Source organism: Rhizobium laguerreae (assembly GCF_002008165.1).
Classification (GTDB): domain Bacteria; phylum Pseudomonadota; class Alphaproteobacteria; order Rhizobiales; family Rhizobiaceae; genus Rhizobium; species Rhizobium laguerreae.
Genome location: NZ_MRDM01000014.1, coordinates 1,138,429 through 1,164,125, shown reverse-complemented (window position 1 = coordinate 1,164,125; position 25,697 = coordinate 1,138,429). Strand labels below are relative to the sequence as shown.

Genomic DNA, 25,697 nt, shown 5'->3' with positions numbered 1-25,697 from the left:
TCGGTTCATGCAAAGGACTTACATTTGCAACTAGACTTTTGCAATGAAAGCAACTCACTGTGCCGCCAATGGATGCGACCTATCCACCGATCAGAATTGGAGAAGACCGTGCTGCAAACTGCCGATAGCGAGCAGCCGTCCTCGACGGCCAGACCAATGCGTGAATCCGAATTCGCATCGCATGATGGCACTCGACTGTTTTACCGGATGTGGCCCGCGACCGGTGCTTCCCCGAAGGGCGCAGTCATTCTTCTCCATCGCGGCCACGAGCATAGCGGCCGCGTCGCCCATCTCGCCACCGAGCTCGGCCTCGATGATTTTGCCTTCTACGCCTGGGACGCACGCGGCCACGGGCGTTCGCCGGGAGAGCGCGGCTATTCGCCATCCTTTGCAGCCTCTGCGCGTGATCTCGATTGCTTCGTCCGCCATGTCAGCGAGACAAGTGGTATTGCCGTCGAAGACATCGCCGTCATTGCGCAGAGCGTCGGCGCAGTGCTGGCCGCCACCTGGGTGCACGACTATGCGCCGCCGATCCGCGCGCTGGTGCTGGCCTCACCGGCCTTCAGCGTCAAGCTCTACGTGCCTTTTGCCAAAGAGGGCATTGCGTTCTGGGAAAAGCTCAAGGGAACGTTCTTCGTCAATTCTTATGTCAAGGCGAAGTTCTTAACGCATGACCCCGAGCGGATCGCCTCGTACGAATCCGACGCATTGATCACCCGGCCGATTGCCTCCAACATCCTATTGCAACTCTATGAGGCGGCGGCCCGCGTCGTCGGCGACGCCCGCGCCATTACGGTTCCAACCCAAATACTGATCTCGGGGAGCGACTGGGTGGTGCGACACGCACCGCAGCACCGGTTCTACGAAAACCTCGGCAGCCGAATCAAGGAACGGCATGTGTTTGCCGGCTTCTACCATGACACGCTTGGCGAAAAGGACCGCGCAATTGCGCTCGCCGAGATCCGCCGTTTTATCGATGCGCGTTTCGCCGAGCCTCGAGCGCCTGCCGACCTTCGCACCGCCCATATCCGGGGCTATACCAAGGATGAGGCCGACCGGCTTGCGAGCCCTCTGGATGCCACATCCCCACGCAGTATCTACTGGGCGCTCAACCGTCTCAACATCAGGCTCGGCGCGCTGGTGTCCGAAGGCATAAAGACCGGGGTCAAGACCGGTTTTGATTCCGGCTCGACGCTCGATTACGTCTACGAGAACAGGCCGCGCGGGCTCGGTCCCGGCGGGCGGTTGATCGACAAGATGTTCCTCGAGGCGATCGGCTGGCGCGGCATCAGGCAGCGCAAGCTGCATTTGCAGGAACTGATCGACCGCGGGCTGCTGCGCCTGAAAGCAGCCGGCCGCAGTACTCATATGCTCGACATAGCGGCCGGGCACGGCCGCTATGTCCTTGATGCGATCGAGACCGCTGCCGCGCGTCCCGACAGTGTGCGGTTGCAGGACTATTCCCCCGTCAACGTCGATGCCGGCCGCAACAGCATCGCCGCGCGGGGACTGGGTGATTTCGTCAGTTTCCGCCAGCAGGATGCCTTTGACGGCGAAGGGCTGGCTGCAATCACGCCGGCTCCGGATCTCGCGATCGTCTCCGGCCTTTACGAGCTGTTTTCCGACAATGCGCTGATCGCCGCTTCGCTCGATGGGATCGCCCGCGCGATGCGACCCGGTGGCCTGCTGGTCTACACCAACCAGCCATGGCATCCACAACTGGAGATGATCGCCCGCGCCCTGACCTCTCATCGCGGCGGCGAGGCATGGGTGATGCGGCGGCGGACGCAAGAGGAAATGGACCAGTTGGTCGCGACAGCCGGTTTCCGCAAGATCGAACAGCGCATTGACCAGTGGGGCATTTTCACGGTCTCGCTGGCCGAGAGAGTCTGAGGGCAAAGCGTGGAGAAGGCACGTTCTACTTTTTCCCAGGGAGCACCGGTCCCGAAGCGGGCGGCGCTCTGGCTCGTCTTCCTGGCGCCGTTCTTCTATCTGAGCTATGGCGGCGCCAATTGGCTGGCATCGCAACGCGCTGATGTGCCGAACGTCGCCTTCGCATGGGAAAGCGCCATTCCTTTCCTCGGGTGGACGATCATTCCCTATTGGTCGATCAATCTGTTCTATGCACTCAGCCTGTTCATCAACACGACGCCGCGTGATGTCGATAGGCTGGCGAGACGTTATCTGACGATCCAGATAATAGCCGTCGCCTGCTTTATCGCGTTTCCGCTCGAAGCGACCTTCGTGCGGCCGGCAACGAGCGGCCTGCCTGGTTTCATGTTTGCCGTGCTCGGCGGCTTCGATAAGCCGTTCAACCAGGCGCCGTCGCTGCATATCGCGCTCCTGGTGGTGATCTGGGACCATCTGCGCGGCCGGTTGCCGCGCAGGGCACGGCTCCTCTGGCACGTCTGGTGCTTCCTCATCGGTGCCTCCGTGCTGACTACGTGGCAGCATCAAGTCATTGACATACCGACCGGCATGCTGCTCGGCTTTTTTGCCGCCTGGCTTTTTCCGCGCGATGCCGGTTCGCCTCTTGCGAATTTTGCGATGAGCGGCGATCCAAAGTCGCGCCGTCTCGGCATCTATTATCTATGTGGTGCTGTCGCATTTCTCGGCCTTGCAGCTCTCTTCACTCCTCTATCGGCGGCAGCGCTGTTGTTGCTCTGGCCCGCTGTTGCGCTGGCGATCGTCGCGCTCGGATATTTCGGCGCCGGCCCGCAGATATTCCAGAAACGCGTCGATGGCCGGGCCACGCTTGCCGGCCGCTGGCTGCTGGCACCCTACCGGCTCGGCGCTCTCATCAATATTCGGCTCTGGACCCGGAGAATGCCGGCTTCTGTGGCGATCGCCGACGGCGTCCATCTCGGTCGTTTTCCGCGTCGCCACGAGGCGAACCGTTTTGCCACGGTGATCGATATGACCGGCGAACTTCAGCGCCCGAGCGGGACGCTCGCGCGCTGGTGCAGCTTTCCGACCCTTGATCTTACAGCCATCGACAAGATCCAGGCGCTCGCCGCGGCAAACCTCATCGAGATTGCGCGCCAGCAGGGACCGGTTCTCGTCTGCTGTGCGTTGGGCTTCCAGCGGAGCGCCTGCGTCATCGTGCGTTGGCTGCTCATTAGCCGACGTTGCGAAGATCCAGCCGAAGCAGTGCGGCTGATCGAACGGGCGGGGCGGCGTGTTCATCTGCGCGCAGAAAGTATCCACGCCGTGACGGAGGGCTTGCAATGACGCAGTGGAATGCCGCGGCCTCGGCGGCAGCGCGAAATCTCGGTCGCAATTCGATCTTCTGCGGGCTGACAGCGCTGCTGCCACTGATTGTCGGCCCAATTATCGCGGGATATCGAGGCTTCGTTCCATCGCTCGGCTGGATTTCGATACTCGTTTTCTGCGTGATTGTCCTTGCGCTGGCGGTCCATCTTCTCTTCGATGCGCTGCTGTTTCGTCTCGCGTCGAGCCACGAGACCGAGGCCGCCGGTCTTGCCGCCGTCGACGACCTGCTGTCCAGGATGCAGCTTCGCAAGCCTGAGAAGACGCCGACTGGCCTGGAGAAGCGGATTGCCGGATCGCGCCGTATCGTCTGGCGGCAGCGTTTTGCGCTCGCCACCTGTCTCGTGATTTTCGCGATCCTTCTGCTCAATGCAAGCGACAGCCTGCCGCTATGCTGAATCGCATGCCGTCGATCGGCTGGCTCGTGACTCTTCTAGGCTTCTCAAGCAGGTCACTGCCGCCCGGCGATAATCGCCGAACTCACGTCGTTGATGTCGCGCTTGCCGCAAAGCGCCATGGTGATGTCCAACTCCTTGCGGATGATGCCGAGCGCCAGCGATACGCCTTCCTTGCCCATGGCGCCGAGGCCGTAGAGGAAGGGGCGGCCGATATAGGTGCCCTTGGCGCCGAGCGCCACGGCCTTCAGCACGTCTTGGCCGGAGCGGATGCCACCATCGAGATGGACCTCGATACGGTCGCCGACGGCGTCGACGATCTTCGGCAGCATGCTGATCGAGGAGGGGGCGCCGTCAAGCTGACGCCCGCCATGATTGGAGACGACGATCGCATCGGCGCCGGTATCGGCGGCCGCCTTGGCATCCTCCGTATCGAGAATGCCCTTGATGATCAGCGGGCCGCCCCATTGTTCCTTGATCCAGGCGACATCGGCCCAGGACAGCCGGGGGTCGAACTGCTCGTGCGTCCATGCGGAGAGCGAGGCGATACTGGTGACATTTTTCGCATGGCCAACGATATTGCCGAAGTTGCGGCGCTTGGTCTGCAGCATGTCCAGGCACCAGAAGGGCCGGGTCGCCATCTGCCAGACATGTTTCGGGGTGAATTTCGGCGGCGCCGACAGGCCGTTGCGCAGGTCCTTATGCCGCTGGCCGAGGATCTGCAGATCGGCGGTCAGCACCAGCGCCGAGCATCCGGCGGCCTTGGCGCGGTTGATGAGGTTGAGGACGAAATCCTTGTCCCTCATCACGTAGAGCTGGAACCAGAAGGGGCGCGTCGTCGCTGATGCCACGTCCTCGATCGAGCAGATGCTCATCGTCGAAAGCGTGAAGGGGACGCCGAACTCCTCGGCGGCGCGTGCCGCCAGCATCTCGCCATCGGCATGCTGCATGCCGGTCAGGCCGGTCGGCGCCAGGGCCACCGGCATCGACACTTTCTGGCCGATCATCGTCGTTGCCAGTGTGCGGTCGGTCATGTCGACCATCACTCGCTGGCGCAGCTTGATCTGGCTGAAATCGCTCTCGTTGGCCGCGTAGGTCGATTCCGTCCAGGCGCCCGAATCCGCATAGTCGAAAAACATCTTCGGCACACGTCGCCGTGCCAGCTTTTTCAGGTCGGCGATGGTGAGCGGAGTGGCCATGAATTGAACCTTCACATCTGAATGCGGCCATCGGCCATAACATGAATTTGGCAGGAGCGTTACGGGAAACTGGCCGTGCCGGGCTGCTTTCACGGTCCGAATTCGAGCGTAACAGGGCGTGTCATTGAAGCTCCTTCTTCAACGCAATGCCGGCCACATAGGTCTCGGCGATCGCGCGGTCGTCGCCCATCGTCTGCAGCAGGAAAAGCTCCTCGGGCAGCGTCTTCACCACTTCCATCTTCAGCGCCATGGCCGGTGTCGCCGTTGCATCGAGAACGACGAGATCGGCCTCGGTGCCGGGTTCCAGCGTGCCGATCCGGTCCGCCAGCGACAGGGCTTCGGCATTGCCACGGGTCATCAGATAGTAGCTTTCCAGCGGGTTCAGCCGTTCGCCGAGCAACTGCTGGATCTTGTAGGCCTCGTCCATCGTCCGCAGCATCGAATAGCTGGAGCCGCCGCCGATATCGGTCGCCACGCCGATGCGAACCGGCTTTTCCCGCCGCGTCAGCGCCTTCAGCGGAAACAGGCCGGAGCCGAGGAAGAGGTTCGAGGTCGGGCAGTGGACGGCGACGGCACCCGCCTCGCTCATCGCGTCGGCCTCGCGCTCGGACAGGTGTATGCAATGGCCGAAGAGGCTCTTCGGCCCGAGCAGGCCGTAGCGGGCATAGATGTCGGTATAGTCGATCGCGTCGGGATAGAGTTCGCAGGTGAATCTGATTTCGTCGTGATTTTCCGAAAGATGCGTCTGGATGTGCAGATCGGGAAATTCGCGGGCAAGGACTGATGTCGCTTCCATCTGAGCCGGTGTCGAGGTGATGGCGAAGCGCGGGGTGATGGCAACGTGGTTGCGGCCCTTGCCATGCCAGTCCGCTATCACCTGGCGGGTCTCGTCATAACCCATCTCGGGCGTGTCGAGCAGGCCCTGCGGGGCATTGCGGTCCATCATCACCTTGCCGCCGACCATGCGCATATTGCGCCTCATCGCCTCGGCGAAGAAGGCGTCGGCCGAGGTCTTATGCACGGAGCAATAGGCGACCGCCGTCGTCGTGCCGTGGCGGATCAACTCGTCGTAGAAATGCGTGGCGATCCTTTCGGCATGCGCGCTTTCGACGAAACGGCATTCCTCGGGAAAGGTATAGGTATTCAGCCATTCGAGCAGGTTGGCGGCGTAGGAGGCAATCACCTGCATCTGCGGAAAATGCAGGTGCATGTCGATGAAGCCCGGCATGATCAGATACGGGCGGTGGTCGATCTCTACCGTGTCTGCGGCTGCTTTTGCCTTGACGTCGGTATAGGGCCCGATTGCCGTGATCAGCCCATTCTCGATCAGCAGGCCGCCGTCCTCCTCGTAGAGATAACTTTGGCTGTCGGCGAGGCTTAGCGGCGCGCGGTGAAAGGAAAGCAGGCGGCCGCGCAGGAGTGTCGTCGTCATTGTTTCTTGCCTTCGACTGCGCTCTCGAACCAGGCGACCAGCAGCTTGCGTTCGTCCGGCGTGATGTCGGTGATGTTGCCGGGCGGCATGGCATGGCTGCGGCCCGCCTGTATATAGATCTCGCGGGCATGGGCGGCGATTTCCGCGTCGTTTTCGAGCATCACGCCATTGGGTGGCCGCACGATACCCTCATAGACCGGCTCGGCCGCGTGGCACATGGAACAGCGCGTCGAGACCAGTTGCTTGACGGCGGGGAAATGCGGATCGCCGGCGAATTGCTGGAAGGCGGGCGCGACCGCCGCCGCATCCGTTTCGCCGGTCAGCAGCTTCGGCACGGTCGAAAGCCACATGATCAGGGTGAAGAGAATGACGGTGACGATCCAGGTCCAGGTCGGCCGGCCCTTCCTGGCATGCGTCGTGTTGAACCAGTGGCGGATGGTGACGCCCATCAGGAAGACCAGAGCCGCGATCACCCAGCTGAACTGCGTACCGAAAGACAGCGGATAATGGTTCGACAGCATGAAGAAGATGACGGGCAGCGTCAGGTAGTTATTGTGCAGCGAACGCTGCTTGGCGACCTGCCCATATTTAGGATCGGGAACCCGTCCGGCGATGAGGTCGGCGACGACGATCTTCTGGTTCGGAATGATGATCATGAAGACGTTGGCCGACATGATCGTCGCGGTGAAGGCGCCGAGATGCAGGAAGGCGGCGCGGCCGGTGAAAAGCTGCGTATAGCCCCAGGCCATGAAGACGAGCACGATATAGAGCACCGCCATCAGTCCCCAGGTGTTCCGCCCGAGCGGCGACTTGCAGAGCAGATCGTAGACGACCCAGCCGAGGGCAAGCGACCCTAGCGAGATCAGGATCGCGACCGACGGACTGATATCCAGCACATGCCGGTCGATCAGGAAGAGATCGGCGCCGCCGTAATAGACGATGCATAGCATCAGGAAGCCGGATATCCAGGTGAAATAGCTCTCATATTTGAACCAGGTCAGGTGCTCCGGCATCTGGGCGGGCGCCACCAGATATTTCTGGATATGATAGAAGCCGCCGCCATGGACCTGCCATTCCTCGCCATAGGCGCCGGGTGGCAGATGCGGGCGTTTCACCAGTCCGAGATCGAGCGCGATGAAATAAAACGACGATCCGATCCAGGCGATCGCGGTAATGACATGGAACCAACGCGCCGCGAAGGCGAGCCATTCCCATGCTATGGCATATTCATACATCGAGTTCCCCTATCTTCCTCCGACTCGTGACATTGCGGAAATTTTGGCGGGGAGGGAAGAGGAGATTGAAGGACCACACGCTCAATCGCTGACGCGGCCAAAGGAGCAATGGAATGATCACCGCACTCTACAGCGATCAGGTCATCGCCGAAAACGCGCCGATGGACCGCCGGCTTGCCGCGCTCGTCCTCTCGCGCGGAAACCGCATCGGCTATATTGCATCCGGTCCGGACACGCAGCGCGGGTTTTTCGATGAGAAACAGCGTTACTATGCGAAATACGGGCTTGTTCTCGATCTCTTCGTCGATCTCGACGCGCTTTCCGGTGACGAGGAGATCAACCGGCTGTTCTCCTGCGACGCCATCCATCTTTCCGGTGGGCACACCGGCGATTTTCTGAGACGGCTGCGCCAAAGCGGCATGCTGGACAAGCTGCGCTCATGGGCATTGGACGACGGCATTCTCGTCGGAACCAGCGCCGGGGCGATTTTGATGACGCCGACAATCGCCGTCGATGCGCTCTTTTCCGGCGGTTCGCCTGATGCGGTGCAGGACGGCGCGGCTCTTGATCTCCTGCCCTTCGAATTCTTCCCGCATCTGAACGACGATCCCGGTTATCTCTCCGCGCTGCTGCGCTACAGCGAGACGACGGCAACCCCCATTCTCGCATGCCGGGACGGCGAAGGTCTCATCCTCGGCAACGGGCTCGTCGAGATCTTCGGCGCTCCGCTGACGATTTCCGACGGTTTTGCCGAAGCTTCCGATGGCGGCCGCATCGCCGATCTGCTGTCGCGTGCCTAAAAGCTGCCGAGAAGGCTGTGCATTATCTCTGGCTTATGCTTGATCTGCTAATTCAGCAGACCTTGAACTACGACGACTCGATTACAGTTATTTTGCAGGCCGCCGGAATAAAATAAGAACCGTTAGATCATCGGCGGCGCATTCATCGACGGAGAAGATGCCCATGCGCAGCATTCTGACGTGTGTGATGATTGCGTATGCGTCGTTGGCGATGGCTCACGACGCACCCTCGGGGTGGAGTTATGACCCCTATTGTTGCAACGGCGACAGTCATAGCGGCGATTGCCAGATGATCCCATCGAAAAGCGTGGCGGTGACGCCAGGCGGATATCGTGTGACGCTGATGCCGGGTGACCACCGGATGGTCACGCATGCTCATGTCTTCCTGCTGCCGATGACGAAGGCGATGCAATCCGGCGATAACGACTATCATCTCTGCCTGTTCCCGAACGAGGATACGCCGCGCTGTTTCTATGCGCCGGAAATGGGATTTTGAAGCCGGACCACAGGATCGCACCCGGCTCACGAACCGGACTTGGTGTGAAATGGGCTAATTTCCGGCTGCCTTCATCTCCTCGAGAATCCAGTTGCGGAAGGCCTTGATCTTGGGCACGTTACGACGGTTTTCGGGGTAGACGAGCCAGTAGGCCTTGCCGTCGCTGCGGGTCAGTTCGAAGGGCTGATAGAGCCGGCCGAGCGCGATCTCGGCCGCATAGAAGGCAGGATGAAGAATGGCGACGCCATGGCCGGCGATCGCGGCATCGGCTTCCACTGCCTGAGAGCCGAGCTGGTTGCGCGGGCGCCGATCGAGATCCGTGTCTGTGACGCCGGCAGCCTCGAACCATTGTTTCCACCAGATGTCACCGGCGTCGAAGAGATCGAAGTTCAGGAGATCGCGCGGCTCCCTGATGCCGCCTGCCGCCTCCGCCAACTTCGGGCTTAGCATCGGCGTGAACTCCAGGCCCATCAGCCGGTGCAGCGCCAGCCCCGGCCAGTTGCCGTCGCCCCAGCGGATGCCGACATCGATCTGCTCGCGGGCGAAGTCGATGATATCCGAACTCGCCTGAAAGCGCACCGCGATGGCCGGATGTTTCAAATGGAAGGAGCCGAGGCGCGGCGCCAGCCACTTCGAGGCGAAGGTATGGGTCGAACTGATGGCGAGCGTGCCTTCGACGCTGTCGCGCGCCGTCGCCATCGCGTCGTGCAGCATGGCGAAAGCTTCCGTCACCTTCGGCGCCAGCCGCTCACCGGTGTCTGTCAGTGCGATCTGGCGAGGACGGCGCAGGAAGAGCGGCTCGCCGACATTCTCCTCCAGCAGCTTGATCTGATAGCTGACGGCCGTCTGCGTCATGCCGAGTTCGTTGCCCGCCTTGGTGAAACTTCCGAGCCGGGCAGCGGCCTCGAAGACGCGCAACGCATTCAGCGGGAATTGTTTCGACAGCTTCATGGATAAATTCTCTTGATGCAGGCAGACGGTTGTTCGATTGGAATTGCAGCATTTTTGGCCGCAAACTGCAACTCATACCATCAAACCATCGAGGTGATGTCATGGATTGCTATGCTATCGAACAGAGCCCGCCGCAGCCGACCATCGGAATTTTCCGGCGCATCGGCGGCCGGCTGGCGCGGATCTGGCGCATGCCCAGCCTCGATCTCGAGACGGTGCCGGATCGCGTCAAGCGCGATCTCGGTTTCCTCGACGGGCGCGATCCCTATTACGAGGACGAGCGCATGCGGTAGGCAGCGAGCGCCGTCAGGATCTCGGCGGCGGTCAAGGCGGCGATCACCTCAGGGCGCTTGTCCCTGACCGCGGCGCCGCCGATCGGCAGCGTCAACCGCTCGAGCCAGCCACGCTCACCGCCGCCTTCCCGGGAAAGCCAGCTGGCGAAGGTGGCGCGCTTGGTGGCCGAGCCGATCATGCCGGCATAGGCGAGATCCGTTCTTTCCAGCGCTTCGCGGGCGATGAGGAAATCCAGCGCGTGGTCGTGCGTCAGGATGACGATCGCGCCGCCAGCCGGAATATCCTTCACTAGCGCTTCCGGCATCGGCATGAGCCGCGTCTTCGTCTCGGGAGGCAGGTTGGCGAGTTCCTCCTGCCGCGTCTCGACAACCGTCACCGACAGCGGCAGCGGCGCAAGGGCCGTTGCCAGCGCCCGGCCGACATGGCCGGCGCCGAAGAGATAGACCTCGGGCAGGCGCTTGATCTCGCTGGTTAACCTGGCCTCGATTTCTTCGGCAACCGCCTGCGCCACCCGGCGAAACCGCAATTGCGTGCGGCCACCGCAGCACTGACCGATGTCGGGCCCGAGCGGGATATCCATCTCCGCCATCCCGCCGGTTCCCGCCAACATGTCCCGCGCATTCGCGATCGCCATGAATTCGAACTGCCCGCCGCCGATCGTGCCCCACAGGGCCTCAGCCGAGACGAGCATGAAGGTGCCGGCCTCACGCGGGGTCGAGCCCTGCGTGCTGGTGATATCGACGAGGATGCAGTCTGGGTGGGCGGCGAGGAAGGGGTGGATGCCGGTCATGGATGGCTGACCGATGGGTTCGCGGGTGTGTCACCCCCCTCTGTCCTGCCGGACATCTCCCCCACAAGGGGGGAGATCGGTATGAGGCAGCGGCTTCCCGGAACAGAGAAGTCGTAGCGCAGAGTCGGACTTTGGTGATGTAGCGGCAAGGTAGTAAGGCGCAGAGCGTTCCTTCTTGCTGATCTCCCCCCTTGTGGGGGAGATGTCCGGCAGGACAGAGGGGGGTCTCGCTCACTCCAAGCTCTCTGCCCGTCCTGCTCAACCGTCGGGGGCAACAAACCAGCCGGACGCGTTTCCATCTGCTATACCCGCTTCATCCGCTCGACCGCCATCAGCACCCGTTCCGGCGTCGCCGGGGCGTCGAGCCTCGGGCAGACCTTGTAGTTGGCCACACTTGCTACCGCCATCGACAGCGCTTCCAGCACCGAGATCGCCAGCATCAAGGGTGGTTCGCCGACGGCCTTGGAGCGGCCGATGGTGGCCTCAGTGTTCTCGGACCATTCGGCAAGGCGCACGTTGAAGATCTTCGGGCGGTCGGAGGCGAGCGGGATCTTGTAGGTCGAGGGAGCATGGGTGCGCAGCCGGCCCTTGTCGTCCCACCAGAGCTCTTCCGTCGTCAGCCAGCCCAGGCCCTGGACGAAGGCGCCTTCGACTTGGCCCATGTCGATCGCCGGGTTCAGCGAGCGGCCGACATCGTGGAGGATGTCGGTGCGATCGATCAGATATTCGCCGGTCAGCGTGTCGATCGACACCTCGGTGCAGGAGGCGCCGTAGGCGAAATAATAGAAGGGCGTGCCGCGGCCGGCCTTGCGGTCCCAGTGAATCTTCGGCGTCTTGTAGAAGCCGGCGGCGGAAAGCTGGACGCGGGCGAGATAGGCCTGCTTGATGAAATCGGGGAAGGGGATCTCGATCTCGCCGACGCGCACGCGGTTCGGCAGGAAGACGACGTCGGCGGCACCAACATCCCATTTCTCGGCGGCAAAGGCGACAAGCCGTTCCTTGATCTGGCGGGCAGCGTCATAGGCGGCCATGCCGTTCAAGTCCGAGCCGGAGGAGGCGGCGGTGGCCGAGGTGTTCGGCACCTTGGCCGTCGTCGTCGCGGTGATCTTTACCCTGTCGATATCGACCTGGAAGCTGTCGGCCAGCACCTGCGCCACCTTGGTATAGAGGCCCTGGCCCATTTCGGTGCCGCCATGGTTCAGGTGGATCGAGCCGTCCTGGTAGATGTGGACGAGGGCGCCTGCCTGGTTGAAGGCGGTCATGGTGAAGGAAATGCCGAATTTCACCGGCGTCAGCGCGATGCCCTTTCTTATGTAGCGGCTGTCGCGGTTGAAGGCGATGATGGCGTTGCGCCGCGCCCGGTATTCGGCCGTTTCCTCCAACTCCTCGACGATGCGGGCGATGATGTTGTCCTCGACCTCCTGATGGTAGGGGGTGAGCGTACGCCCGGAGCCCGGCTGACCATAGAAATTCAGCTTGCGGACATCAAGCGGGTCTTTGCCGACGGCATAGGCGATCTCCTCGATGAAGCGTTCGGCGCCGAGCATGCCCTGCGGCCCGCCGAAACCGCGGAAGGCGGTGTTAGAGACGGTGTGCGTCTTCAGCGGCTTCGAGGTCAGATGCACATGCGGATAAAAATAGCTGGAATCGGCATGGAAGAGGGCACGGTCGGTCACCGGCCCTGAGAGGTCGGAGGAGAAACCGCAGCGCGCCGCATAAGTGGCGTCGACCGCATGGATGCGGCCTTCAGCGTCGAAGCCGAGTTCGTAATCGACGAGGAAATCGTGGCGCTTGCCGGTGGCGCTCATATCCTCGTCGCGATCAGGGCGGAATTTGATTGCGCGGCCGAGCTTCTTGGCGGCGATCGCCGCAAGTGCTGCGAACTGATTGCCCTGCGTTTCCTTGCCACCGAAGCCGCCGCCCATGCGGCGCACGTTGACTGTCACTGCGTTCGAAGGGATGTCGAGTACGTGGCCGACGATGTGCTGGATCTCGCTTGGATGCTGCGTCGAGGACCAGACGGTGACCTCGTCGTCCTCGCCGGGGATCGCCACGGCGATATGGCCTTCGAGGTAGAAATGCTCCTGTCCGCCGATGCGCATCTGACCTTTCAGACGCATGGCAGCATTGGTCATTTCCGTTTCCGGCTCGCCGCGGTGCAGCGTCATCGGGGTGATGACGAGCGGGCTGCCATTGGCGAGCGCGCCGTCGATATCGCTCCAGTGCGGCAGGTCGCGATAGTCGATCTTTGCCAGCTGCGCGGCGCGGCGGGCGGCATCACGCGTCTCGGCGATGACGGCAAAGATCGGTTGGCCATGAAACTGAACTAGAGTTTCGGCCAGCAGCGGCTCGTCATGGCTGCCGTTGGAGCTGACGTCGTTGATACCGGGCACGTCCTTGCCGGTGAAAACCCAGACGACGCCGGGATGCGCGGCGACCGCGGAAAGGTCGATGCTGAGGATTTCGGCATGCGCCCGATCTGAGAGGCCGACGGCGCCATGCAGCAGATCTGCGGGTTCGGGAATATCGTCGATATAATCAGCGGTTCCGGTGACATGCTTATGCGCTGAATCATGCCGCAGCGAGCCGTGCATCGGGCCGTTGATGATGGCTTTGCGGTCTTCGAAGGTGGATTTGTCCATTAGATACCTCCTTCGCGAGAACGTGTGGTGCCGTGCGGCCCCCTCATCCGCCCTTCGGGCACCTTCTCCCCGAGGGGAGAAGGTGGAAAAGAGACGGCGCGGCAGTCCCTTCTCCCCAGCGGGGAGAAGGTGGCGGCTGCCGGATGAGGTGGGTGGCTTGCGCTGACATGTATCATCTTCATTACGCCACCTCCTCGAACCGCTTCAGCTCCGCCGGCGCGCCCACGGTCTCGAGATAGAACCGCGTCAACAGGTTCTTCGCCGTCAGTTGTCGGTATTCCGCCGTGGCGCGCCAGTCGGTTAGCGGCTGGTAGTCGGCGTCGAATGCGGGGCGGGCTGCCTCGATCGTCACTTCCGTCCATGGTTTGCCGATCAACTCGGCCTCCACCGTGCGGGCGCGTTTCGGCGTTGCCGCCATGCCGCCGAAGGCGATGCGGATGTCGGAAACGATTTCGGCCTCGTCGAGCGTCAGCAGGAAGGCGCCGAGCACGGCTGTGATGTCCTCGTCGCGGCGCTTGGTGATCTTGTAGGCGGCAAAGCGGCTGGCTGCTGCCGGATAGGGTACAAAGATGCTCTCGACGAATTCGCCGGGCTTTCGGTCCTGCTTGCCATAGGCGATGAAGAAATCCTCGAGCGGCATTCTGCGCTGACCTTCCAGGGACCGCAGCGTCAGCGTCGCGCCGAGCGCGATCAGCGGCGGCGGGCTGTCGCCGATCGGCGAGCCGTTGGCGATGTTGCCGCCAATCGTGCCCATGTTGCGCACCTGCTCGCCGCCGACGCGATCGATCAACCGGCCGAGCGCCAGGATTTTCTGAGAGGTTGCTTCGAAGGCCTTGGTGTAGCTGACGCCGGCGCCGATGGTAACGCCGTCCTCGCCTTCCGTGACCGATTGCAATTCGCTCAAATGATTGATGAAGACAACCGGGCTCAGCCTGCGCATCTGCTTCGTCACCCAGAGGCCGACGTCCGTCGCGCCGGCGACGATAATTGCGTCGGGTTCCTGCGAGAGGACCTCGGCCAGCGCCTGGACCGAAGCCGGCACGATCAGCCGGTCCTCGCCATTCGCAATCCTGATCGTACCGCTCGCCTGCATTGCCCAAAGCCGCGAGACGATTTCAGAGCGCGTCCGTTCCAGCGGATCGAAGAGCGTGCTCGGCCGCATCAGGCTCACCTGCTCGGCGGCCTTGACGATCGGCTCATAGCCCGTGCAGCGACAGAGATTGCCTTGCAGCGCCTTTTCGATTTCCTGGCGGCTCGGCTTTTCCTTGGCGAGCCAGAGACCGTAAAGCGACATGACGAAGCCTGGGGTGCAGAAGCCGCATTGCGAGCCATGACAATCGACCAATGCCTGCTGGACGGGATGCAGGGCGCCGTCCCTGCCGGCCAGATGCTCGACCGTTACCACATGGGTGGCGTGCAGCGAGCCGATGAAACGGATGCAGGCATTGACGGATTCATAGGCGAGCTTGCCGTCGGCCAGCCGGCCGACGAGCACGGTGCAGGCGCCGCAATCGCCCTCGGCGCATCCTTCCTTGGTGCCCGTCAGCCGTCGCTTCAACCGCAGAAAATCGAGAAGCGTCTCGGTCGGCGCGACATCGGTAAGCGTGATGTCCTCGCCATTGAGGATGAAGCGGATGCTGTCGTTCATGATGTTCCCGGTTGTTTTTCCAAATGGTTAAGCCGCCGTCCAGCCCCCGTCAATCGAGATATGCGTTCCGGTCACCTGGCGGGCGGCGTCGCTGGCGAGGTAGAGCGACAGTGCGCCGATCTCCTCGGCCTTGACGAATTCGTGCGTCGGCTGCGCCTTGAGGATGACTTCGCTCTTTACCTGCTCCTCGGTCATGCCGCGGGCCTTGGCGGTGTCCGGGATCTGCTTCTCGACGAGCGGGGTCAGCACGTAGCCGGGGCAAATGGCGTTCACGGTTACGCCGAACTCGGCAAGCTCGAGTGCTGCCGTCTTCGTCAGGCCTAATATACCATGTTTTGCCGCGACATAGGCGGATTTGAAGGGAGAGGCGACGAGGCCGTGGGCCGAGGCAATGTTGATAATGCGGCCATGCTTCTTCGTCTTCATCAGCGGGATTGCGGCGCGCATGGTATGAAAGGAACTCGACAGATTGATCGCGATGATCTGATCCCATTTCTCGATCGGGAAATCCTCGATCTTCTCGACGTGCTGGATGCCGGCATTGTTGACCAGGACATCGACGCCGCCGAAGGTCTTGGCAGCCGTTTCGATCAGGTCGGCGATCTCGGCCGGCTTCGTCATGTCGGCCGGATGATAGAGCGCCCGGCCTTTGGACAATGATTCAAGCCGTTCGACGATCGCATTGATTTCATCAGCCTTTCCGAAACCATTGATGACGACGTTGTCGCCCGTTTCGGCGAAGGCAGTGGCGATCGCAAGGCCGATGCCGCTGGTGGAACCGGTGACGACAACTGTTCTGCTCATGCTGTTCTCCCTGAAAATCGCGATGCTGCGTTGCAGCGTTGACTGCGAGGTTATGCCTAAAGCCGGCGGGCTGGCAATTCCGCTTTATTCGCTTTTCTCGCCCGCATCCGTGGCCTATTGATTTGTCACGATAATCCACATGTTAAGGGAGGAATTTCATGAGCGGATATGTTCTGGCGATCGATCAGGGAACGACGTCGACGCGGGCGATCGTCTTCGATGGCGACATGCATGTCGCCGGCAAGGGCCAGAAGGAATTTACCCAGATCTATCCGCGCTCCGGCTGGGTCGAGCACGATCCCGAGGAGATCTGGGATTCGGTCGTCTCCACCGTCCACATGGCGCTGCGCGATGCCGGGATCGAGGCTAGGGATCTTGCAGCGCTCGGCATCACCAACCAGCGCGAGACCGTCGTCGTCTGGGAGCGCGAGACGGGCCGGCCGATCCAGAATGCCATCGTCTGGCAGGACCGGCGTACGGCAAGCTATTGCGACAATCTGAAACGGCAGGATCTCGAGCGGCTGTTCACGAAGAAGACCGGGCTGATCCTCGATCCCTATTTTTCCGGCACCAAGCTCTCATGGATGCTGGCTAACGTGAAGGGCGCGCGGGCGCGCGCCGCCAGGGGCGATCTCTGCTTCGGCACGATCGACACCTTCCTGATCTGGCGGCTGACGGGTGGCAAGAGCTTCGTCACCGATGCCACCAACGCCTCGCGCACGCTGATGTACAACATTGCCGAAAACACGTGGGACGAGGATCTGCTTGAGATTCTGAGAGTCCCCGCCGCCATGCTGCCGGAGGTCAAGGATTGCGCCGCCGATTTCGGCACGGTCGATCCTGATATTTTCGGTGCTGCTATCCCGATCCTCGGCGTGGCCGGCGATCAGCAGGCAGCGACCATTGGCCAGGCGTGTTTTGCGCCGGGCATGATGAAATCAACCTACGGCACCGGCTGTTTCGCGCTGCTCAATACCGGCGCCGATATGGTGCGGTCCAAAAACCGGCTGTTGACCACCATCGCCTACCGCCTGAACGGCGAGACGACCTATGCGTTGGAAGGTTCGATCTTCATCGCCGGCGCCGCGGTGCAATGGCTGCGGGACGGGCTCGGCATCATCGGCAGCGCCGCCGAGACCAATGCCCTTGCCGAAAGGGCCGATCCGACCCAGGAGGTCTATCTCGTGCCCGCCTTTACCGGGCTTGGCGCACCGCACTGGGATGCCAAGGCGCGCGGCGCGATCTTCGGGCTGACGCGCAATAGCGGGCCGGCGGAACTCTCCCGGGCGGCACTGGAAGCCGTCTGCTACCAGACCCGCGACCTGCTCGACGCCATGCAGAAGGACTGGAAGAACGGCACCGACGACACCGTGCTGCGCGTCGACGGCGGCATGGTCGCCTCTAACTGGACGATGCAGCGCCTTGCCGATTTGCTCGATGCCCCGGTCGACCGCCCGGTGATCCTGGAGACGACGGCGCTGGGGGCTGCCTGGCTCGCCGGCAGCCGGGCAGGGGTGTGGCCGGACCGGGACGGTTTTTCGGCGACGTGGAAACGCGATCGGCGGTTCGAGCCCGAGATGGACGAGAAGGTGCGGGCGGCAAAGCTCAAGGGTTGGAAGAATGCGGTCAAGCGGACGCTGAGTGAGGGGTAAGGGGGCGGATGGAGCCGCGATATAACTCCGCTCGTTTCTACGAGATACTCGGCTATTTCTGTAGCCACGGCGTTGCCTGCTCGAGAAGATCACGAATTTCCGGTCAATAATTTTTTGATGCGGCCTGTCGGGTAAGCGGTTACTCCTTCGTCATTCAAAAAGAGGAGTGAGCGATGCTTTATGCAATCCTTTGTTACGCCCATGAGGAAACCGTCTTCGCCTGGAGCAAGGAGGAGGAGGCTGCCGTCATGGAGAAACTCTACGCCGTACAGGAGCCGCTTGCCGCATCCGGCAGGCTCGGTCCTGTCGGCCGGCTGATGCCGACGACGGCTGCGACCACCGTGCGCAAGGGCAAGGACGAGCCCTTGGTCATCGATGGGCCTTTTGCGGAAACGAAAGAGGCGCTTCTCGGCTTCTATGTGGTCGACTTCGAAACGCTCGACGAGGCGATCGCCTTCTCGAAGCAGCTTTCATCCGTCAATCCAGGTTCCACCTCTTACGAAATTCGGCCTTTCTACGTCTTCAGGCCGGGAGATGCTTCATCATGACAGACATTGCCTGGATCGACCACGCACTTGCCTCGGCCCGCCCGAAGGCGCTCGGCGCACTGCTGCGCTATTTCCGCAATCTCGATACAGCGGAAGAGGCGTTTCAGGAGGCGTGCCTGAGGGCGATCCGGACATGGCCGGAGAAAGGGCCGCCGCGTGATCCCACAGCCTGGCTCATCTTCGTCGGCCGCAACAGCGGCATCGATGCGGTGCGCAAGCGGGCGAAGATCCAGGCTCTGCCGGATGAAGACGTCATTTCCGATACCGAGGATGCCGAAAGCGATATCGCCGAGCGGCTGGATGATTCCAATTATCGCGACGATATTCTGCGGCTGCTGTTCATCTGCTGCCATCCCGATCTGCCGGCAACCCAGCAGATCGCGCTGGCGCTGCGCATCGTCTCCGGCCTTTCGGTGTCGCAGATCGCGCGTGCCTTCCTGGTTTCCGAAAGCGCCATGGAACAGCGCATCACCCGGGCCAAGGCGCGCGTCGCCAAGGCTGGGGTACCTTTCGAAACGCCGAGCCCGCAGGAAAGAGCGGAGCGGCTCTCGATCGTCAGCACGATGATTTACCTGATCTTCAACGAGGGCTACAGCCAGGCCGATCCCAGGCATGAGGCGGCCGCCTTCAGCGACGAGGCGATCCGGCTGGCGCGATTGATGCTGCATATCTTCCCATCCGAACCGGAGCTGATGGGGCTGCTTGCGCTCATGCTCCTGCAGATCTCGCGCCGGCCGGCGCGCTTCAGCGCCGAGGACGAGATCGTGCTGCTCGAAGATCAGGACCGGTCGCTATGGAACCAGCCCTTCATCAACGAGGCCTTGGCGCTGCTCGACAAGGCGCTGCGCCATCGCCGGCCCGCTCCCTATCAGATTCAGGCAGCCATCGCCGCCGTTCACTCCCGCGCAAAGCGCGCCGAGGATACCGACTGGGTGGAGATCGATCTGCTCTATCGCGCGTTGGAGCGTCTCCAGCCATCGCCTGTCATAACGCTGAACCGGGCCGTCGTCGTCTCCAAGCTCCAGGGTGCGCAGGATGCGCTCGATCTCATCGATCCTCTTGGCGAAAAACTCGGCGGCTATTTCTACTATCACGGCTTACGAGGCGGACTGCTGAAGCAGCTTGGCTTGACCAGCCAGGCGCGCGAAGCCTTCGACCGCGCCATTGCGCTCGCCCATTCGGCGGCTGAGGCAGCCCATATCCGCCGGCAGATCGACAAGATGCAGGAAGAGGCCACGCAGCCGATCGCAAAATAAAATGCGAAAAGGCCGGCGCGGTGTCGGAACGGCGAACTCTGACACGTCCTTGTAACAACCTGCCAGGGAACAGGTTTCATTCAAATGGAGAGATGTCGAGATGACCGCCAGCACACAACATGAACTCGTCCTCGTTCGCGAATTCGACGCGCCGCGCGAGAAGATCTACAAGGCATGGACCGATCCCGATCTGCTGAAGCAGTGGTTCGTGCCGCGTCCCTGGGGTGTGACGGAGGCAACGCTCGACGTCCGTCCCGGCGGTTCCAGCGTCGTCGTCATGCAGGATCCCGAGGGCAATCAATACCCGAACCGTGGCGTCTATCTCGAGATCGTCGAGAACGAGAAGATCGTCTTCACCGATGCCTATACCAGCGCCTGGGTGCCTTCCGAGAAACCTTTCTTCACGGGCCTCATCCTGCTCGAAGATCTCGGCAAAGGTCGCACGAAATATACGGCCAAGGCGCTCCACTGGCGCGCCGAGGACAAGGAAGCACACGAGAAGATGGGCTTCCACGAAGGGTGGGGCAAGGCCGCGGACCAGCTGGCGGAGCTGCTGGCGAAGATGTGAGCGGCGCGGCGAGACCGCGTCGTCCTGACGCTTCAAGCAAGGTTTGAGGCGGTTCGAAAGATGATTCCGCCGGTGCTTCGAAGTCGTTGAATTCAGATTCGAATTGGTCTTCGATAGATCTTCCAGATCGTCAGAGATATCATGCCGCTATCGAGATTCTCGAACATTCCGTTCCAGAATTTGTATTTGCGCTGCATCCCCGGCATCCTTATCTCAGCCGAGAATTCAACAGGATGCCGATGATGGAACTGGGGCTTTACACATTCGCCGACGCCAATCCGAACCCCTCCCGCAGCAAAGGAGCGGAAGCGGCCGAACGGCTGAAGCATCTTATCGAGGAGATCGAGCTTGCCGATCAGGTGGGGCTCGACGTCTTCGGCCTCGGCGAGCATCACCGACCCGATTATGCGGCGTCTGCTCCGGCGGTCGTGCTGGCGGCGGCTGCCGTCAAGACCAGGAATATCCGGCTGACCAGTGCGGTCACCGTGCTCTCCTCCGATGATCCGGTGCGTGTCTTCCAGCAGTTTTCCACGCTCGATCTGATCTCCAACGGCCGCGCCGAAATCATGGCGGGGCGCGGCTCCTTCATCGAGTCCTTCCCGCTGTTCGGCTATAATCTCGAAGATTACGACCAGCTTTTCGAGGAGAAGCTCGATCTGCTGCTGGCGCTGCGCGACAGCGAGCTTGTGGAGTGGAAGGGTGAACTTCGCGCGCCGATCAACGGGCGCGGCGTCTATCCCAGGCCGCTGCAGGATACGTTGCCGCTCTGGGTCGCGGTCGGCGGTACGCCGCAGTCGGCGGCGCGCGCCGGCGCGCTGGGCCTGCCGGTGGCGCTGGCGATCATCGGCGGCGAGCCGCGCCGTTTTGCGCCGCTCTTCGATCTCTACCGCGAGGCCGCGCGCCGGGCAGGGCAGGATCAGTCGAAGCTGAAGACCAGCATCAATGTCCACGGCTTCATCGCCGATACGACGGCCGCCGCCGCCGACCAATTTTACGGACCTCAGGCCGAGGTGATGAACCGCATCGGCCGCGAGCGTGGCTGGGGGCCCACGAACCGGGCGCATTTCGACATGTCGCGCGGGCCGAACGGTGCGCTCTTCGTCGGTGATCCCGAGGTGGTCGCCGAAAAGATCATCGCCCATCATGCACTCTTCAAGAACGACCGCTTCCTGCTGCAGATGGCGATCGGCCTGATGCCGCATGCCGAGATCATGCGTGGCATCGAGCTTTACGGCACGAAAGTCGCGCCGATCGTCAGAAAGGCGTTGACTGATAGCAGCGAAGAGGCGAAAGCCACGGCTTGACGAGCGCATAATGCCGAAAATCGGAATCGATTTTCGCAACGGAGTATGCGCAGATTCGAAGTGACAGAGCGTCCTTAGGGCTTCCTGTTGGAGGCGCGGCGCTCTAAGGCGGCCGCTGCCGCCCTGCGCAAGGCCGGAACAGACGAATGGTTATCGCAAACGACGACGAACTGGTAAAGCTCAAGGAGATCGGCCGCATCTGCGCCAACGCCATTCAGGTGATGGCGGCGGCGATGGAGCCCGGCATGACGACGCTGGAGCTCGACCGGATCGGCCGCAAGGTGCTCGAGGATTCGGGCGCGCGTTCGGCGCCGGAGTTCTGCTATCAGTTTCCCGGCGCCACTTGCATCAGCATCAATGAGGAAATCGCCCACGGCATTCCCGGCCCGCGCGTCATCCGCGCCGGCGATCTCATCAATATCGACGTCTCGGCGGAAAAGGACGGCTTCTTCGCCGATACCGGCGCCTCCTTCACGATGCCGCCGGTCAAGCCGAAGATCGAGCGGCTTTGCCGCGACGGCAAGCGGGCGCTCTGGGTCGGGCTCAACCAGGTCAAATCGGGCGAGCCGCTGGCAAAGATCGGCACCGCCGTCGGCGCCTTTGCGCAGAAGAACCGCTATACGCTGGTCGCCAATCTGGCGAGCCACGGCGTCGGCCGCTCGCTGCATGAGGAGCCGGCCGAGCTCTCGACCTGGCCGGACCCTTCCGAAAAACGGATGATGACCGAAGGTCTCGTCTTCACCGTCGAGCCGTTTCTCTCGCTCGGCGCGACATGGGCCGAAGGCGGCGACGATGCCTGGACGCTCTATGCCGATCCGAAGGCGCCGACCGTGCAATACGAACACACGGTGGTCGCGACGCGCAACGGGCCGGTGATTTTGACCTTGCCGGATGAGCGGGCGTAAGACCGACGCTGGACAATGAAGATGGCGGGAGCTGACTCCGTTTCGCATCCCGCCACACAGTCTTCGCCTCAGCCCCGCGTTCCCGGCCTGCCGCCTTGCAGGATTTCGGTGGCGGCGCGTTCGAGGATGCCGGCGATGCGGGCGGCTTCGGGTTTCGACCAGGGATAGCGCATCCGCATGGCCGAGCGCAGCAGCATGCGGGCGGCGCGGATATCACCACCGTCCTGCATGAAATCGCCGTCATCGCCTTCGTCGGCGCCGTGACGGTCGGTTTCGAAGACACGCTTCACATGGGCCATCTTCTCACCGATGCGCTCGAGCTTGGCGAGCGTGTGCAGGATCATGTCGCGGTTTTCCTCGACGCGACCGCGGCCGGCCTCGGTGATACGGTAGAGCTTCTTGGCGCCCTCCACCTCGACCTCCGCAAGGCCAGTTTCCTCGAGATAGGTCAGGGCGGGATAGATGACGCCGGGGCTCGGCACGTAGAAGCCGCCGGACCGCTCCTCCAGCAACTTTATCAATTCATAGCCGTGGCGCGGCTGCTCAGCGAGCAGGGCCAGGATGACGAGCTGGAGATCGCCAGCCGCAAATTTGCGGCCCATGCGGAAATCTCCGCCGAACATGCCGCCTTTAAAACCTCTCATGACTTTTCCTTTCATCGTTAGATGTATCGTTGACTATGTCGTAAAACATATATCGTAAGATAATTCTTTTTAAGAGGGGAGAAATTTTCCGACGTTTCGGGAAATTGATCGATCGATCAGAATTACTTGATTGTGATGCCGGTGCTGCAGCGCGATAAACACGGGCATGCTCGCCCGCACCCGAAACTCCCCACCGAACCTCGTCTCCACCGCCGCTGCCGGTGCCGTTGCCATGGCTGCTGCCATGGGCTTCGGGCGCTTCTCCTACACGCCGATCCTGCCCGGTATGATCACCGGTGTGCCGCTTTCGGCGGCAGATGCCGGCTTCATCGCATCGGCGAATTTTGTCGGTTATCTCGTCGGTGCTGTGCTTGCCGCCTATGGCTGGGCGACCGGACGTGAACGGCTGGTGGCGCTGCTGTCGCTGCTGGCAACCGCGATACTGCTTGCCGCCATGGCCGCCACCGATTCTGTCGCCGTCTTTGCCATCATTCGCTTCCTGGCCGGCATCGCCAGCGCTTTTGCGATGGTCTTCACCTCGTCGATCGTGCTCAGCCACGGGGCTGCTGCCGGCAACGACCATGTGCAGGCGGCACATTTCGGCGGGCCGGGGGCAGGTATTGCGCTTTCTTCGGTCATGGTGCTGCTGATCGGACTTGCCTTTCACGACGGGCCGGGCGGTTGGCGCGCCGACTGGATTGGCGGGGCGCTCTACTGCGCGGCAAGCCTCGTCGTCGTCTTCCTGCTATTGCCGTCGGCGCCGGCGCAATCGGCGCAGACGGGCAAGGAGCCGGCGCTGGTCTGGAACCGGCCGATGGTGCTGCTGACGCTGTCCTACGGCCTGTTCGGCTTCGGCTACGTCATCACCGCGACCTTCCTCGTGACCATCGCACGTCTTTCTGCAACGGGACCCTTCGTCGAATTCCTCTGCTGGTTCATCGCCGGCCTGACGGCTGCGGTGGCGCTGTTTGCCTGGAAGCCGCTGGTCAAGCCGCTCGGGCTTGGGGGCGTCTACGTCGCAGCCCTTCTGGTCGAGGCCGCCGGGGTGCTTGCGACGGTGGCGCTACCGCCTTCTGCCGCACCGCTGATCGGCGGGGCGCTGTTCGGGGCGACGTTCCTGGCGATTACTGCTTTTGGGCTGCAGATCGGCCGCAAGCTTTCGCCTGACAGTCCGCGGCGGATCCTGGCGATGATGACGGCCGCCTTCGGTGTCGGCCAGATCGTCGGGCCTGTTGTTGCCGGCTGGATCGCTGAGCGCACGGGCAGCTTCACCGTGCCCACGATGATCGCCGCCGTGGCACTTGTCGCCTGCGCAGCGCTGGTGATGCCGGTGATCAAGAAAATTGCTTAACCGGTTACAACTCCGTAACAATCGGCTGAACCCATTGCTGCGTCCTTCGAACTGCCTTAGTTTCCGGCACAATCAGTGTTCGACGAACTCCCGAGACTCACAGTTCAGGAAAGCAAGCTCCCCGTGTTTCATTCCTTCTTCCCTCAGCCAAAAGCGTTCTTTACTTCGCTCGTAATCTGGACGCTGGCTGCGATTTTTGGCTGGTATTTCTTCGCCGCTGGTCTTGGTGCTTCTCTCGGTTTTGCATCAGTTCCTGAAGAGCAGCAGCCGATCGATCTCTCCTTCTTCCTGCTGCCCGAAAATGTCTGGTTCTACGGCTATTTCCTTCTGTCGGCGGTGATCTTCTGCGGCGCATGGCATCTGAAGGCGCGGAACCACCCCTGGAAGATTTGGTCGATCTGGGGTTCGGCACTGATCATCTTCGTGACCTACTTCGGCGTCCAGATCAGCGTTGTGATCAACAACTGGCGCCGGCCCTTTGGCGACCTCCTGCAGAACGCATTGTCCAAACAGCCAGGCATTTCCGTCGACAATTTTTACAGCCTGATGTGGGTCTTCTGCCAGATCGCATTCCTCAGCATGTTCGTATCGATCATGACTGACTTCTTCACCAGCCATTACATCTTCCGCTGGCGAACGGCGATGAACAATTTCTATATGTCGAAGTGGGAAAAGCTTCGTCACATCGAAGGTGCCTCCCAGCGTGTTCAGGAAGATACGATGCGCTTTTCGAGCACGCTCGAAGGTCTTGGTATCAGCCTCATCAACTCGGTGATGACGCTCGTGGTATTCCTCCCAATCCTTCTGGCGCTGTCGCATTACGTGACCGAACTGCCGTTCATCGGGCCGGTGGCGAATTCGCTCTTCTGGCTGGCGCTGTTCTGGTCGGCGTTCGGGACGCTCCTGCTGGCGATCGCCGGCGTCAAGCTGCCGGGGCTGAATTTTCGCAACCAGCGCGTCGAAGCGGCATATCGCAAGGAGCTGGTCTATGGCGAGGACCATGCGGAACGGGCTGAGCCGCTGACCGTCAGAGAGCTCTTCGGCAATGTTCGCCGGAACTATTACCGCATGTATTTCCACTACATGTATTTCAATGTCGCCCGTTATTTCTATATCCAGGCCGACGCGCTCTTCGTGGTCTTCATGCTGGTGCCGACGATCGTGGCGGGCACGATCACCTATGGTATCTTCCAGCAGATCTCGACCGCCTTCGGACAGGTCAGCAATTCGTTCCAATATCTCGTCAACTCCTGGACGACGATCATCGAACTGCTCTCGATCCACAAACGCCTCAAGGCCTTCGAGGCGGCAATCGACGACGAGCCGTTGCCGGAGATTGACCAGCGCTACCTGGAGCGTGAGACGGGCGTCGTGCACGCTGACGGTTGATGGCTGAGGGGTAGGGGATATGCGAGCAATCGGAACGTTTGCGCTTTGGGGGGCCCCTCATCCGCCCCATCGGGCACCTTCTCCCCGCCGGGTAGAAGGGGGAATCGCAGCGTCGCAACGAATC

The 25,697-nt window shown here is 61.8% G+C and carries 23 protein-coding genes; 14 read left to right on the top strand and 9 right to left on the bottom strand.

Annotated elements, in window-relative coordinates:
- Positions 1–108 precede the first annotated feature (108 nt).
- From BS630_RS21545 to BS630_RS21535, 3 genes are read left to right on the top strand one after another with little or no spacing between them, the layout of a single operon-like run.
- Positions 109–1,893, top strand: a complete 1,785-nt coding sequence (locus BS630_RS21545; protein ID WP_077978978.1) for a bifunctional alpha/beta hydrolase/class I SAM-dependent methyltransferase — start codon at positions 109–111, stop codon at positions 1,891–1,893.
- A 9-nt stretch (positions 1,894–1,902) separates the two neighbouring features.
- Positions 1,903–3,231, top strand: coding sequence for a phosphatase PAP2/dual specificity phosphatase family protein (locus BS630_RS21540; RefSeq protein ID WP_077978977.1), 1,329 nt, complete (start codon positions 1,903–1,905; stop codon positions 3,229–3,231).
- Positions 3,228–3,668, top strand: a complete 441-nt coding sequence (locus tag BS630_RS21535) for a hypothetical protein (RefSeq protein WP_077978976.1) — start codon at positions 3,228–3,230, stop codon at positions 3,666–3,668. Before BS630_RS21540 ends, BS630_RS21535 begins: the two co-directional genes overlap by 4 nt.
- A 53-nt stretch (positions 3,669–3,721) precedes the next feature.
- On the opposite strand, the gene BS630_RS21530 is transcribed toward BS630_RS21535, so the two are convergent.
- From BS630_RS21530 to BS630_RS21520, 3 genes are all read right to left on the bottom strand, one after another.
- On the bottom strand, positions 3,722–4,864 hold the full coding sequence (locus BS630_RS21530) for an alpha-hydroxy acid oxidase (RefSeq protein ID WP_077978975.1): 1,143 nt from the start codon (positions 4,862–4,864) through the stop codon (positions 3,722–3,724).
- 121 nt (positions 4,865–4,985) lie between these two features.
- Positions 4,986–6,296 (bottom strand): guanine deaminase, encoded by a 1,311-nt coding sequence (guaD, locus tag BS630_RS21525; protein WP_077978974.1) that lies wholly within the window; start codon positions 6,294–6,296, stop codon positions 4,986–4,988.
- Positions 6,293–7,531: a urate hydroxylase PuuD gene (locus BS630_RS21520; protein ID WP_077978973.1), complete on the bottom strand. Its 1,239-nt coding sequence runs from the start codon at positions 7,529–7,531 to the stop codon at positions 6,293–6,295. Before BS630_RS21520 ends, guaD begins: the two co-directional genes overlap by 4 nt.
- Positions 7,532–7,644: 113 nt before the next feature.
- On the opposite strand from BS630_RS21520, the gene BS630_RS21515 reads away from it, so the two are divergent.
- The gene (locus BS630_RS21515; RefSeq protein ID WP_077978972.1) at positions 7,645–8,331 is read left to right on the top strand and encodes a Type 1 glutamine amidotransferase-like domain-containing protein; all 687 of its coding nucleotides are present in this window, start codon (positions 7,645–7,647) and stop codon (positions 8,329–8,331) included.
- A gap of 163 nt (positions 8,332–8,494) precedes the next feature.
- Positions 8,495–8,827 carry a hypothetical protein gene (locus BS630_RS21510; protein ID WP_077978971.1) on the top strand — a complete coding sequence of 111 codons (333 nt, stop codon included), beginning with the start codon at positions 8,495–8,497 and terminating at the stop codon, positions 8,825–8,827.
- Between the two features lie 54 nt (positions 8,828–8,881).
- Here BS630_RS21510 and BS630_RS21505 read toward each other — a convergent pair whose 3' ends face one another.
- Positions 8,882–9,778, bottom strand: coding sequence for a LysR substrate-binding domain-containing protein (locus BS630_RS21505; RefSeq protein WP_077978970.1), 897 nt, complete (start codon positions 9,776–9,778; stop codon positions 8,882–8,884).
- Between the two features lie 101 nt (positions 9,779–9,879).
- On the opposite strand from BS630_RS21505, the gene BS630_RS21500 reads away from it, so the two are divergent.
- Positions 9,880–10,071 (top strand): hypothetical protein, encoded by a 192-nt coding sequence (locus BS630_RS21500; protein ID WP_077978969.1) that lies wholly within the window; start codon positions 9,880–9,882, stop codon positions 10,069–10,071.
- Here BS630_RS21500 and xdhC read toward each other — a convergent pair.
- The 4 genes from xdhC to BS630_RS21480 all read right to left on the bottom strand — a co-directional run bounded on the left by xdhC (position 10,047) and on the right by BS630_RS21480 (position 15,956).
- Positions 10,047–10,862, bottom strand: a complete 816-nt coding sequence (gene xdhC, locus BS630_RS21495) for a xanthine dehydrogenase accessory protein XdhC (protein ID WP_025395540.1) — start codon at positions 10,860–10,862, stop codon at positions 10,047–10,049. The two genes, BS630_RS21500 and xdhC, sit on opposite strands and share 25 nt — an antisense overlap.
- Before the next feature lie 302 nt (positions 10,863–11,164).
- Complete coding sequence (xdhB, locus tag BS630_RS21490; RefSeq protein ID WP_077978968.1) at positions 11,165–13,504, bottom strand: xanthine dehydrogenase molybdopterin binding subunit; 2,340 nt, start codon at positions 13,502–13,504, stop codon at positions 11,165–11,167.
- A 181-nt stretch (positions 13,505–13,685) separates the two neighbouring features.
- Positions 13,686–15,152 (bottom strand): xanthine dehydrogenase small subunit, encoded by a 1,467-nt coding sequence (xdhA, locus tag BS630_RS21485; RefSeq protein ID WP_077978967.1) that lies wholly within the window; start codon positions 15,150–15,152, stop codon positions 13,686–13,688.
- Between the two features lie 27 nt (positions 15,153–15,179).
- Positions 15,180–15,956, bottom strand: coding sequence for a 3-hydroxybutyrate dehydrogenase (locus tag BS630_RS21480; protein WP_077978966.1), 777 nt, complete (start codon positions 15,954–15,956; stop codon positions 15,180–15,182).
- A 158-nt stretch (positions 15,957–16,114) separates the two neighbouring features.
- On the opposite strand from BS630_RS21480, the gene glpK reads away from it, so the two are divergent.
- From glpK to map, 6 genes are all read left to right on the top strand, one after another.
- The gene (gene glpK, locus BS630_RS21475) at positions 16,115–17,608 is read left to right on the top strand and encodes a glycerol kinase GlpK (RefSeq protein WP_077978965.1); all 1,494 of its coding nucleotides are present in this window, start codon (positions 16,115–16,117) and stop codon (positions 17,606–17,608) included.
- Between the two features lie 173 nt (positions 17,609–17,781).
- On the top strand, positions 17,782–18,156 hold the full coding sequence (locus tag BS630_RS21470) for a YciI family protein (protein ID WP_077978964.1): 375 nt from the start codon (positions 17,782–17,784) through the stop codon (positions 18,154–18,156).
- Positions 18,153–19,412, top strand: coding sequence for an RNA polymerase sigma factor (locus tag BS630_RS21465; protein WP_077978963.1), 1,260 nt, complete (start codon positions 18,153–18,155; stop codon positions 19,410–19,412). Before BS630_RS21470 ends, BS630_RS21465 begins: the two co-directional genes overlap by 4 nt.
- A gap of 100 nt (positions 19,413–19,512) precedes the next feature.
- A complete protein-coding gene (locus tag BS630_RS21460; RefSeq protein WP_077978962.1) occupies positions 19,513–19,980 on the top strand; it encodes an SRPBCC family protein in 468 nt (155 codons plus the stop codon).
- Positions 19,981–20,222: 242 nt separating this feature from the next.
- A complete protein-coding gene (locus BS630_RS21455) occupies positions 20,223–21,284 on the top strand; it encodes an LLM class flavin-dependent oxidoreductase (protein ID WP_077979259.1) in 1,062 nt (353 codons plus the stop codon).
- Between the two features lie 146 nt (positions 21,285–21,430).
- A complete protein-coding gene (gene map, locus BS630_RS21450; protein WP_003541915.1) occupies positions 21,431–22,189 on the top strand; it encodes a type I methionyl aminopeptidase in 759 nt (252 codons plus the stop codon).
- Positions 22,190–22,257: 68 nt separating this feature from the next.
- On the opposite strand, the gene BS630_RS21445 is transcribed toward map, so the two are convergent.
- Positions 22,258–22,833 (bottom strand): PadR family transcriptional regulator, encoded by a 576-nt coding sequence (locus BS630_RS21445; protein WP_077978961.1) that lies wholly within the window; start codon positions 22,831–22,833, stop codon positions 22,258–22,260.
- Positions 22,834–22,999: 166 nt separating this feature from the next.
- On the opposite strand from BS630_RS21445, the gene BS630_RS21440 reads away from it, so the two are divergent.
- Positions 23,000–24,184, top strand: coding sequence for a YbfB/YjiJ family MFS transporter (locus BS630_RS21440; protein ID WP_077978960.1), 1,185 nt, complete (start codon positions 23,000–23,002; stop codon positions 24,182–24,184).
- 123 nt (positions 24,185–24,307) lie between these two features.
- Positions 24,308–25,573: a peptide antibiotic transporter SbmA gene (gene sbmA / locus BS630_RS21435; RefSeq protein ID WP_077978959.1), complete on the top strand. Its 1,266-nt coding sequence runs from the start codon at positions 24,308–24,310 to the stop codon at positions 25,571–25,573.
- The last annotated feature ends 124 nt before the right edge of the window (positions 25,574–25,697 follow it).